The sequence below is a fragment of the Chryseobacterium sp. StRB126 genome (genome assembly GCF_000829375.1).
In the GTDB taxonomy this organism is placed as follows: domain Bacteria; phylum Bacteroidota; class Bacteroidia; order Flavobacteriales; family Weeksellaceae; genus Chryseobacterium.
Genome location: NZ_AP014624.1, coordinates 3,572,286 through 3,584,101, shown reverse-complemented (window position 1 = coordinate 3,584,101; position 11,816 = coordinate 3,572,286). Strand labels below are relative to the sequence as shown.

Annotated in this window: 8 protein-coding genes and 1 pseudogene; 7 read left to right on the top strand and 2 right to left on the bottom strand. The window is 34.9% G+C overall.

The genetic code is table 11. From position 1 onward, the window contains the following. Positions 1 to 35: 35 nt before the first annotated feature. Positions 36 to 1,288, bottom strand: a protein-coding gene (locus CHSO_RS16320; RefSeq protein ID WP_144428943.1) for an IS3 family transposase whose coding sequence is annotated in 2 segments (ribosomal slippage) — positions 36 to 961 and positions 961 to 1,288 — 1,254 coding nt in all. Because the reading frame shifts where the segments join, the coding sequence is not laid out codon by codon here. An 844-nt stretch (positions 1,289 to 2,132) separates the two neighbouring features. On the opposite strand from CHSO_RS16320, the pseudogene CHSO_RS25400 reads away from it, so the two are divergent. Beyond that, a pseudogene (locus CHSO_RS25400) lies at positions 2,133 to 2,309 on the top strand (RHS repeat-associated core domain-containing protein); the annotation flags it as partial. Between the two features lie 117 nt (positions 2,310 to 2,426). On the opposite strand, the gene CHSO_RS25665 reads toward CHSO_RS25400, so the two are convergent. Further along, positions 2,427 to 2,576: a bacteriocin-like protein gene (locus CHSO_RS25665; protein WP_144428941.1), complete on the bottom strand. Its 150-nt coding sequence runs from the start codon at positions 2,574 to 2,576 to the stop codon at positions 2,427 to 2,429. Between the two features lie 206 nt (positions 2,577 to 2,782). Here CHSO_RS25665 and CHSO_RS16310 point away from each other — a divergent pair, with 206 nt between their 5' ends. From CHSO_RS16310 to CHSO_RS16285, 6 genes are all read left to right on the top strand, one after another. Then, positions 2,783 to 3,157, top strand: coding sequence for a hypothetical protein (locus tag CHSO_RS16310; RefSeq protein ID WP_045498200.1), 375 nt, complete (start codon positions 2,783 to 2,785; stop codon positions 3,155 to 3,157). Positions 3,158 to 3,391: 234 nt separating this feature from the next. Beyond that, positions 3,392 to 4,819, top strand: a complete 1,428-nt coding sequence (purB, locus tag CHSO_RS16305; RefSeq protein ID WP_045498197.1) for an adenylosuccinate lyase — start codon at positions 3,392 to 3,394, stop codon at positions 4,817 to 4,819. Positions 4,820 to 4,866: 47 nt separating this feature from the next. Continuing rightward, positions 4,867 to 5,841: a WG repeat-containing protein gene (locus CHSO_RS16300; RefSeq protein ID WP_045498195.1), complete on the top strand. Its 975-nt coding sequence runs from the start codon at positions 4,867 to 4,869 to the stop codon at positions 5,839 to 5,841. A 5-nt stretch (positions 5,842 to 5,846) separates the two neighbouring features. Then, positions 5,847 to 7,274: a serine hydrolase gene (locus tag CHSO_RS16295; RefSeq protein ID WP_084221005.1), complete on the top strand. Its 1,428-nt coding sequence runs from the start codon at positions 5,847 to 5,849 to the stop codon at positions 7,272 to 7,274. A gap of 181 nt (positions 7,275 to 7,455) precedes the next feature. After that, positions 7,456 to 11,151: a phosphoribosylformylglycinamidine synthase gene (locus CHSO_RS16290; RefSeq protein WP_045498189.1), complete on the top strand. Its 3,696-nt coding sequence runs from the start codon at positions 7,456 to 7,458 to the stop codon at positions 11,149 to 11,151. Further along, on the top strand, positions 11,132 to 11,545 hold the full coding sequence (locus CHSO_RS16285) for a ribonuclease inhibitor (protein ID WP_052480619.1): 414 nt from the start codon (positions 11,132 to 11,134) through the stop codon (positions 11,543 to 11,545). Before CHSO_RS16290 ends, CHSO_RS16285 begins: the two co-directional genes overlap by 20 nt. The last annotated feature ends 271 nt before the right edge of the window (positions 11,546 to 11,816 follow it).

The window sequence follows — 11,816 nt, the reverse complement described above, 5'->3', positions numbered from 1 at the left end:
GAAAAAGGTTGACTAGTTTAATAACTCAAATATACTTAAATCAGAGTAGTAATTTTCCTATTCTGATTTTGTTTTTTATATGTTTTTAATTTTACATTATTTTTCATGTGCACTTGGCTTGGAATATTATAATTCAAAGAAAAATGAGGTCTTAAATTATTGTAATAATAGATTGATTGATCAAGCTGTTGTGAGAGATTTTTAAAGTCTTCAAATATATCAATCAATCCAAACTCATATTTCAAAATACCATTCACTCTTTCCGCTATGGCATTTTCATAGGGATCCGAGTTCTCGGTCATGCTAATGAGAATATCACTTTTATTAAGTATTTCAGTATATTCTTTACTACAATACTGTAAACCTCTATCTGAATGATGAATTAAAGAATGCTTGTAGACTCGATTCTTTATGGCTTGTTTTAATGCTTTCAATGTAGAACTTGTCTGTAGATTATCACTCAATTCATAGCCGACAATTTTTTTTGAATAAGCATCAGTAATTAAATGGAGATAATAATTTCTCTCTTTCGTTTTTAGATAGGTAATATCTGCAACCCATACCTTCTCGGAACATTCCAGCTCTTTCTCTTTGATGATATTGGGGTATTTCTTCATCCAATGTCTGGAGTTCGTTGTTTTAAAATAGCTATGTCTTCTGGGGATTAAAAGATAATTGGCTCTTAAAATCTTAAACAACTGATCTCTCCCTACTTGAAGGCTTTCTTTTTCAAAATCATTCTTAAGTAAGATGTAAAGTTTTCGAGTCCCTATTTTAGGCATCTTTTTACGAATTGATAACACCAATTCTATAATCCTTTCTTGATGATTTCTAGAATCAGGTTGTTTTTTCCTTTTATAATAAGCTTGCTTACTATATCCAAACAATCGGCAGATATCTTGCAGTGGAAAATTCGTATGAGGCCTTATTTCCTGGATTGATTGGAACCAGACTTTTTTACAATTTCAATCTTTAGCTCACGCTCTGCGATTTCTATAAATTTATTAAATACTTTGAGCTCTTCTTCCTTTTTCAACAAAGCTGCTTCAAGTTCCTTAATCTTTTGTTTCTGGGGATCTTTCATAGGTCTGCCTTTACTTAGTTGTTTTTCATAAGTAAAGTTACCATATTTTATTAACCATCTGGAAATACATGAATTACCACGAATATTGTATCGAGTCTGTAATTGCGATTTTGTAAATAATCCCCGTTCATATTCGGAGACAACCTGTCTTTTGAAAGCCTCGCTGTATTCCTGTACAGGGAATGCTATTTTTTTTGAATCCATAAGAGTGACTGTTTTTATGATTTTATAGTCAACTTTTTTCAGGACGAGACAAGTTAGCGATATCTAATCATCATGTTTGTATTATTTTAAATAACAAGAAAACCTACCAAAGCGGTGGTTTTCTTGTTCTGTTTTCATTTACAAAACAGAACAATAGAAATAAATCTTTGGGATAATACTTAGGTATAGAATAAAAGGTTTGAATTTTTTATATTTGTAGTAATGAATAAAAAATCATGATAGAAAAGCTAAAGAGTTTACGAAAACAGCGGGGCTATACCCAAGGCTAAAAGCTGCACCAATTTTACCCACAAGTTCACATCTACAACAACAGCGACAACAATACCACCGGAACCACAAAACAAATCGAAAGAAAGTATATATTTGTAAAATAATAGTCCACCTGGCAGGGTGGACTACTGAAAACTAAATTGAAAGAAAGTGATTGCTCTACTATTGTTCGCGGTCACTTTTTGTTTTTCTAGCATTATTGGAAACAATAACCAAAGTGGTCATTGCTACAATAATTAGAAAAAGCAGGGCGAAAAGTGTTATTCCTTCGTTCATGGGACAAATATAATATCATGTTTTACAAAAAAATAGATGTATTAAATGATTTTGACAAGAGATTTTAAATTTTTGTTTTTATAACCACATAAAAAAGCAAATAAAAACATTGCCTGCTAAACTTTCACTACTATTTTTGACATTAATTATTTTTTTCAATTGAAAAAGAAAAATTATATTTACTTAAGCGAGCAAGAGTAGGCGATCACAGTGTAAAGCCTCGCACGAGAAAAGGTTGAGTAGGCAAATCCTGAAAAGTTGAGCGGAGTTGTAGAACTACAAGTACAACGGGAAGGAGTTGCAAGAGACAGGAATGTATGATTATGGGGCAAGGATGTATATGCCTGATCTGGGAAGATGGGGAGTTGTAGATGCCGCTGCAGAGATAATGAGGAGACACTCACCTTATAATTATGCATTTAATAATCCTGTTAACTTTATAAATCCGGATGGGAATGCTTAATATAAGTTCTTTGCTCGTTTGCAAGTTTATCCTATCAATGTAAGAGCTTCCTATTATTTATAAAAATTGATAATAAAAGATAAGCCTGACATCAGTCAGGCTTATCTTTTAAATACATTTTTCAGGATCATAGTTTCTGCAGGCTCCATTTTCGCGGTATTGACAAGTTCCGCTTGGACAGCTTTGTCCCGGTTGTGGAACCCATCCGCCGGAGATTGTTTTTAAATCGGTCTTTGTTAGTTTTTTTAAATTTTTCATACATTTAATTTGTTTTTGGTTACTCTACTCTGTAAGCTTTTCGAGGTCCGCTTGCAACGAATTTATTAAAAAAGTTTAAATAAAATCACTATCTATTGAAAAAACAATTAGATTTTATAAATAAATGTAAATTTACAGAGACACTTTAGAATGATACGAGCTAAAAGCTAGCATTGGCAAGAGAATAGCTTCTAAAAATTGGGTTCATGGAGAATTATTTAGGAATAGAAATCGATAAAACCAGTAAAAGAATTATTAAAATATTTGTAGTCTTTTTTGTAAGTATTTTTGTACTTACAATATTATATCTCATTATAAATTCAAATGAACTTGTAAAACAACAATTATTATCTATTGAAAGATATACAAGAGTAATTGATATTTACAATAATAAAAAAGAGCATAATTTTCCTTATGTTAAATATTCTAACGGAACTCAAAAAATTTTAGAATTTCCATATCAAATAGGTGATTCTGTTTCAAAAAGTAAAGGTGATTCTATTGAATATATTTTCAGAAAAGACAGTATAATAAAGAATAATTATTTTGAAGAAGCAAGAACAAATGGGTTTTTAAAATAGACTAAAAAACTTGCTGCGCAAAGTCTCCCGACTTTGAGCTGATAAAATTCAAAAAAATATTACGTTTATTGATGCAGATGTTAATATAGAACTACAAAACACGAACCCAATAGAATGCTAAGGGAAAACTCCTCAAAATTCTCTACAAACTACGACTACAAAAATCATAAAACCAGAATTTTCATCTCTCACTGAAAAACCGTATTTTTGTACATCTAAAAAGTAAAAGAACGAATGAATTCCTACAAAAATCCATTGGAAGAGCGCTATTCCAGTGAAGAAATGTTGTTTAATTTCTCACATAATAACAAATTCCGTACCTGGAGAAAACTTTGGATCGCTTTAGCAGAGATCGAAAAAGACTTAGGGCTGGAAATTACAGACGAGCAAATCGCTGAATTAAAAGCTAATGCTGAAAATATCGACTTCGATAAAGCAGCAGAATACGAAAAAAAATTCCGTCACGATGTAATGGCTCACGTTCACACCTATGGAGATGTGGCGCCTTCAGCAAAAGGAATTATTCACTTGGGAGCAACTTCAGCTTTTGTAGGAGACAATACAGACTTAATTCAGATCCGTGACGGACTTTTAATCCTGAAGAAAAAGTTGGTGAACGTAATGAAAAACTTAGCTGACTTTGCGATTCAGTACAAAGACCTTCCAACATTAGGATTTACACACTTCCAACCGGCACAGTTAACTACAGTAGGAAAAAGAGCAACCCTTTGGTTACAGAGTTTGGTTCTTGATATTGAAGAATTGGATTTCTTCCTTGAAACCCTTCGTTTCAGAGGAGTAAAAGGAACTACAGGAACTGCGGCAAGTTTCCTTGAACTGTTCAACGGAGATTATTCTAAAGTAAAACACTTAGATAAAGAACTTTCAAAAAGATTCGGATTCGAAAAAGTTTTTGGAGTTTCAGGACAGACTTACGACAGAAAAATTGATGCTAAAGTAGTAGCATTATTAGGAAATATCGCTCAATCTGCTCACAAATTCACTAACGATTTACGTTTACTTCAAAACCTTAAGGAAATTGAAGAACCATTCGAGAAAAACCAGATCGGTTCATCCGCAATGGCGTACAAGCGTAACCCAATGAGAAGTGAAAGAATCGGGGCATTGGCAAAATATGTAATGTCTTTAACGACGAGTTCTGCAATGGTAGCATCTACACAATGGTTTGAAAGAACATTAGATGACTCTGCCAATAAGAGACTAACTATTCCTCAGGCTTTCTTAGCTGTTGATGCGATCCTATTGATCTGGAACAATATCATGAACGGAATCGTGGTGTATCCGAACAGAATCAACAAGCATATTGAAGAAGAACTTCCTTTCATGGCAACAGAATATATCATCATGGAAGAAGTGAAAGCAGGTGGTGACCGTCAGGAAATTCACGAAGTAATCAGAGTTCATTCTATGGAAGCTTCCAAGAAAGTGAAGGAAGAAGGAAAAGAAAATGATCTGATCGAAAGAATCTTAAACGATGATTCTTTAAAATTAGATAAATCAAAATTAAAAGAAGTTTTAGATCCGAAGAACTTTATTGGGTTCGCACCGATTCAGACAGAAGAATTTGTCAAGAACGAAGTGCTGCCGATTATAGACCAGAATAAAGATTTGATAGGATTAGAAGCTGATCTTAAAGTATAAAACAATATGCAGCCTTTTGGGCTGCATATTTTATTTTAAACCCAACCATGAACAAAGTCCTTTTACTCATTTCAATAATCCCTGTACTTGCTTTCTCTCAGGAGAAGGAAGTTTTAAGATATTTTAAAACCAAAGAATCCTTAGTAGGGGTGAAAAACGACAAAGGAAGTATTATCATTCCTGCACAATTTAAAATTTACTCAGACCTTAAAGATGGTGATCTGGTAGAGGGAGAAACCATTCTCTTTGACGGCGAGAAAAAAGATGAGAAACCTCAGAAGCACACCTGGGGATATGTTTATGACCGAAAAGGAAACTTTCTGTACACACCATTTCTGTATGACAATGGCCCAGATTATTTTGTAGAAGGGGTAAGACGCTTCGTTAAAAACGGAAAGATAGGTTTTGTGGATAGAAACGGAAAAACAGTTATTGAACCCCAACATGATTTTGTTGACCATTTTACGTATGGATATGCTTCATTTTGTGATGGATGTAAAAGGAACGATGATGACGGGTATATAAAAGTACCTGGTGAGAAATGGGGAATGATCAATATCAAAGGAGAAATAGTTCAACCACTTACCAAATATTCTGATAAAGATGTGAAAATTGTTGGAAAATATTATCCATATCCTTTTCAATACAACGAAAAAGAGAACAATATTCTTCAGTTTTTTGAAAAGCAGAATAAACTGCTGTCAGATCTTTATTATGTAAATGTTTACAATAAGATCCCTGAAAAAGAAAAGAAATTGTTTTTTGAAATAGTAGAAAGGCCAAAAGAAAATTTCCCTTATTATCAGGTAAATACCTATGATTACACGAAAAACGATTTGGGAATGCTCAACCGTTTTAAATTCTTAGTTTCAGAAGATGGGAAGACATTTTACACGATAAGAGATTATAATGAGAAAAAAGTTCCTTTTGGAGAATGGCTGAAAAATGAAATAGAAGAAGCCAAACAATTTCAAAAAGTACATCCTGATAACCCGAATAAATTCAAAGATAACCAGAATTAAACCTCATGAGAAAAAATCTACTCATATGTATTTTTGCCTTGGTATTTGTGAAAAACCATGCACAAAGTGAGAAAACAGTGTATTCAATTATAGATGCAGCAGCTCAGAAAGTGGCTAAAGAATCCAAAGCATATTCAGTGTCTGTTGGACTTATCAAAGACGGGAAAGTGTATACCAAGCATTTTGGTGAAATAGACAAAGGAAAAGGCAATAAAGCCAATAATAATACATACTTTGCCATAGCTTCTGTTACCAAGCTTTTTACAGGGCAACTATTGGCTCAGGCAGTTCTGGAAGGGAAGGTAAGTCTTGATGATGATGTACGTAAATATCTGAAAGGATCTTACCCAAACTTAGAATATAATGGAGTTCCGATAAAAGTAAGGAATCTGATTTCTTATGAAACAGCGTTGCCTAGAAACTTTCCCAACGATGATGAATTAAGAAAAAACATGACAGATGAGACTCCTTTTCTTTACGAGAAGCTCAACGAAGGATATACCAAGGAAGATTTTAAAAAAGATCTGGGCACTGTGAAATTAAGCATGGAGCCGGGAAAAGAATATAAATACAGTAATTTAAGTCTGGAGTTAGCTGGACTTATACTCGAAAATATTTACGGAAAAAGCTATGAAACCCTTTTGAAAGAAAATATCTTTTCAAAAAATGGGATGAATCATACCAAACTGGAACTCGGAAAAGATGAAGCTCAGGCCAATGGATATCATGAAAATTATCGTCTGATGCCGGTTTCAAAAAGTCTTTTATGGGGATCCGGAGGTTCAAAAACCGAATCTACAATGGGAGATATGGTGAAATTTTTAAAAGAAGAGCTGGATCCAAAAAATAAAATAGTACAGGAATCTCAAAGAAATATTAACCATAGCAAAGAAGATTGGTATGGATATTTTTGGGATAAATATTGGATTACGGAACATGGTAAAAGAGGATTTAAACATGGTGGATCCTATGGAATAAATACCTTATTTACCGTATTTCCTGAGCTGAATATCGGGATCTGCATGATCGTTAACATCAATGGACCCGAAACATTTACTGCACTTTATAACGGGACGGACAGTTTAGTAGCCGATCTTATTTCAACTTCAGATAAAAAGCAGGTGTATGGGTATTCCGTAAAGGGAGATAAAATCGTTTTTTCTTACATCCATCCGAAAAACCTGAACGGAAACCTTATTAATACTGTCGCTGTAGCAGGGAGTTTCAACAATTGGGATGCTGAAAATAAAGAATATCAGATGGTAAAAAAAGATAAAAACCTTTATGAATTGGAGGTTCCTGTCTCTCAATTTGAAAAAGGAAAGCCCTATTCTTTTAAATTTGTATTGAATAAAGAAGAATGGATTGGAGCTTCTAAAAATGCATCCAATAATGACGGGACCAAAGATAATAATCTGGCATTAGTATTATAAGAAAAAGATTGAGCTTAAAGAAAGTAAAAAGAGTAAATTTGTACTCAATAAAATAGGATGTATCATAACATCTAAAAGAGCAGCCAATGGAGAGGAAACAAAGGATAACAATAAGGAAGTGCTACTCTGAACTCAGAAAAGTAAAAAGAAAAATAAATCTAATATTAAAATCTGACATCTAATGTCTAATAACAAAAGAATTTTCGTAGAAAAAAGAGGAATTTTCGATGTTGAAAGTCCAAAAATTTTTGATGAAGTAAAAGCAGTTGTTCCGGCAATTCAAAGTGTGAAAGTCTACAATGTGTATGATATCTTCAATTTGAATAACGGGGAATTCGAGAAAGTAGTAAACAATACTTTCGTAGATCCTGTTACTGATATTTTACATACAGAAAACCCTGCAAAAAGCATCCATTTCGGGATGGAGTTCCTGCCCGGTCAGTACGATCAGAGAGCAGACTCTGCACAACAGTGTATCGCTTTATTAACAGAAAATGAAAAGTCAAAAGTAAGAAGTGGAAAGTTAATCGAATTTGTAGGAGTATCAGAAGCTGATTTGGTGAAAATCAAAGACCTTTTGATCAACAAAGTAGAATCTCAGGAAAAAGACCTGTCTGTACTGAATATTCCTGCTGATGAAACACCGTCAAAAGTAATCATCCACGAAAACTTCATCAATTTCAATGATGCTGAACTTGAAAACTTCTATAATAATCACGGCTTTGCATTAGGATTAGATGACCTGAAATTTATTCAGGAGTACTTTAAAACTGAAGAAAGAAACCCTACAGAAACAGAACTGAAAGTATTGGACACTTACTGGAGCGATCACTGTCGTCACACGACTTTTGAAACAGAATTGTCAGACATTCAGTTTGAAGGAAAATTCAAACAGACATTGGATACTATTTTCAATGACTATATCGAAAAAAGAAAATTCTTAGGCCGCGAATTGAAGCCTATTTCCTTAATGGATTTGGCAACAGTTTGTGGTAAATATTTTCATAAAACAGGAAATCTGGACAATCTTGTTATCTCTGACGAGATCAATGCTTGTACCATTCAGATTGAAGCAGAATACGATGGGAAGAAAGAACCTTGGTATTTACTATTCAAAAACGAAACACACAACCACCCAACGGAAATTGAACCTTTCGGAGGTGCTTCTACTTGTTTAGGTGGAGCTATCAGAGATCCTTTATCCGGAAGATCGTTTGTGTTTCAAGCGATGAGATTAACAGGTGCTGCAGACGTTTTAGAATCAGTAGACAAAACATTACCAGGGAAATTACCACAGAAAACCATTACGAAACAGGCAGCAAACGGATATTCATCTTATGGTAACCAGATTGGTCTTGCTACCACTATGGTTTCTGAAATCTATGACGAAGGGTACAAAGCCAAAAGAATGGAAGTAGGTTTCGTTACCGGAGCCGTTCCTGTAGACTGGGTAAGACGTGAAAAACCGGCTAATGGTGATTCCATCATTATTTTAGGAGGAGCAACCGGTCGTGATGGAGTTGGAGGAGCAAGCGGAAGTTCAAAAGAACAGGACGAAACTTCTATCCACACCATGAGTTCTGAAGTTCAGAAAGGAAATGCTGTAGAAGAACGTAAGATCCAGAGACTATTCAGAAATCCTGAACTGACAAGATTAATCAAGAAATCCAATGACTTTGGAGCAGGAGGTGTTTCCGTAGCCATTGGTGAAATTGCAGACTCTTTGGAAGTAAACCTTGATGTATTGCCCTTAAAATACGAAGGATTAAACGGAACAGAACTGGCTATTTCCGAATCTCAGGAAAGAATGGCCGTTGTGGTAGATCCGAAAGACAAAGAAAAGTTCATCAAATTCTGTGAAGCTGAAAACATTGTTGCGGTAGAAGTAGCAAAAGTAACAGATTCAGGAAGAATGCAGATGTTCTGGAAAGGAGACAAAATTGTTGACCTTTCAAGAGCATTCCTTGATACGAACGGATGTTCAAAATCTCAGGAGGTAAAAATTAACCATCTTGAAGAAGTAAAAGTAGAAACTAAAGCATTCAACGAAGAAAACTTCGTGAATACCCTAAAAGATAAAAACGTAGCTTCCCAAAAAGGACTATTGGAAATGTTCGATTCTTCCGTAGGAGGAACAACTGTTGCTATGCCTTTAGGTGGAAAATACCAGCAAACCCTAATGGAAGGAAGTGTGCAGACACTACCAATCTTAGGAGCAAAAGATATCAAAACCGTTTCCTTGGCAAGCTGGGGATTTGATGCTGAAATCTCAAAACAAAACTCATTATTGGGAGCATCTTATGCCGTAGTAGAAAGTGTGGCGAAGATTGTTGCGATGGGAGGTGATTATAAAAACATTAGATTAAGCTTCCAGGAATATTTCGAAAAGCTAGGTCAGTCTCCTGAAAAATGGGGGAAACCATTAGCTTCACTTCTAGGAGCTTATGATGCACAGATCAACCTTGGATTGGCTGCTATCGGTGGTAAAGACTCAATGAGTGGAACATACCAGGATCTGAATGTTCCGCCAACCTTGATTTCTTTTGCATGTGCCAACGGAGACAAACAAAATATCATTTCTCCGGAGTTTAAAGCGGCAGGAAATAAAGTATATTTCTTCAATCATATCGCTCAGGAAAACGGGCTTCCGAACTATGATGCTTTGAAAGGAATTTATGAATTCATCTTTGAAAACATCAAATCAGGAAAAATCGTTTCTGTAAAAACAGTAAAAGACGGTGGGGTAGCAGTAGCATTAGCAAAAATGAGTTTTGGAAACAGATTGGGTGCTGAAATTAACGCTGATGAAAATACTTTATTAGCTAAAAATATTGGTAGCTTAATCATCGAAGCTAAAGAAGAACTCAACAGCGCATCTCTTCAACTTATCGGCGAAGTAAAAGATTCAGGTGTTTTAAAGATCAACAATCTCGAAACCCGCATTACGCATCTCGAATCTGCTTATACTGGAACATTCGAAAACCTTTTTCCTACAGTAGAAAAAGAAATGATTACGGTTGAAATTGACGAAAAATCAAACTCAATCAATCCAAGAAATATCATCATCAAAAAACATGGAATTGCACAGCCTAAAGTATTTGCTCCGGTGTTCCCAGGAACCAACTGTGAGTACGATACCTTAAATGCGTTCCAGAAAGAAGGGGCTGTAGTAAGCAGCTTACCTTTAATCAATATCAGCCACCAATTGCTGGATGAAAGTATTGATGCATGGGTAGAAGAGATCAGAACTTCTCAGATCTTAGCTTTCTCAGGAGGATTCTCAGCTGGTGACGAGCCGGATGGTTCTGCAAAATTCATTGTCAACGTTTTAAAGAACGAAAAAATGAGAAATGCAGTTCACGAATTATTAGACAGAGACGGTATGATTATCGGAATCTGTAACGGATTCCAGGCTTTGGTAAAATCAGGATTGTTACCTTACGGAAGAATCAAGGATCTGGATGAAAACTCTCCTACATTAGCTCACAATGCCATCAGAAGACACATCTCCCAGATGGTTACTGTAAAAGTAGTGAACGATGAAAGTCCATGGTTAAAAGGAATGAAAGGTCAAACCTTCACCATTCCGATTTCTCACGGAGAAGGACGTTTCATGGCTTCTGAAGAAGAAATCAAGAAGCTATATGAAAACGGTCAGATCGCAACGCAGTACATCGATTTCGATGGAGATATTGCCCACGGAATGCCTTTCAACCCGAACAACTCATTATTCGGAATTGAAGGTGTTACCAGCCCATGTGGAAAGATCTACGGAAGAATGGGACACCCGGAAAGATTTACGGATGGTCTCATGAGAAACATACCCACCGCGAATTATCACAATATATTCAAAAACGGTGTTGAATACTTCAAATAAGAATACAAGAAAAATGATCGTCATCCATGGCGGTCATTTTTCGTCTTTAGATGGTTTCTACGAAGAAGTTTCCAATGTTTTAATGAAAGACACGGATTGGAAAGTAGGAACTTTGGATGGTTTTGATGATATTCTGTACGGCGGCTTCGGAGTTATTGAAAATAAAGAAGAAATTAAAATCTGCTGGAAAGAATCACGAAAATCAATAGGAGACTTAGGACTTCAAGCAACCCAGGAATTCTACAAAAACAAAATCAAACAGGGAAAACCTTTCAACATAGAACTTATCCAACAAAAACTGAATGATTTAACAGAAGGAAAAGGACAAACACTGTTTGAAATTTTGGTGGAAATTATAGAATCACACAAGAATATTACACTGACCTTGGATTGATGAGTAATGAGTAATGAGTAATGAGTAATGAGTAATGAGTAATGAGTGGAGGTTTTAACTATTAATGACATTCAATATTTTCAAAGCTTTCCATTTAGCTTCATCGAATCAACTTGTTGATTAAATCTTTGCATCCTAAAGTCTACAAAATCATAATAAAAACTTTGCGTCAAAAAAAAATAACCATTAAAAAAATAAAGATTTTAAGATAAATTAAGCTTCATCAAAGATGAATTTAGGAATGTTGCTTATATAAATAAAATAGCTTAGC

Coding starts and splice junctions, on each gene's coding strand:
- CHSO_RS25665 (WP_144428941.1), bottom strand. CDS start 2,576: ATGAAAAATTTAAAAAAACTAACAAAGACCGATTTAAAAACAATCTCC.
- CHSO_RS16310 (WP_045498200.1), top strand. CDS start 2,783: ATGGAGAATTATTTAGGAATAGAAATCGATAAAACCAGTAAAAGAATT.
- purB (WP_045498197.1), top strand. CDS start 3,392: ATGAATTCCTACAAAAATCCATTGGAAGAGCGCTATTCCAGTGAAGAA.
- CHSO_RS16300 (WP_045498195.1), top strand. CDS start 4,867: ATGAACAAAGTCCTTTTACTCATTTCAATAATCCCTGTACTTGCTTTC.
- CHSO_RS16295 (WP_084221005.1), top strand. CDS start 5,847: ATGAGAAAAAATCTACTCATATGTATTTTTGCCTTGGTATTTGTGAAA.
- CHSO_RS16290 (WP_045498189.1), top strand. CDS start 7,456: ATGTCTAATAACAAAAGAATTTTCGTAGAAAAAAGAGGAATTTTCGAT.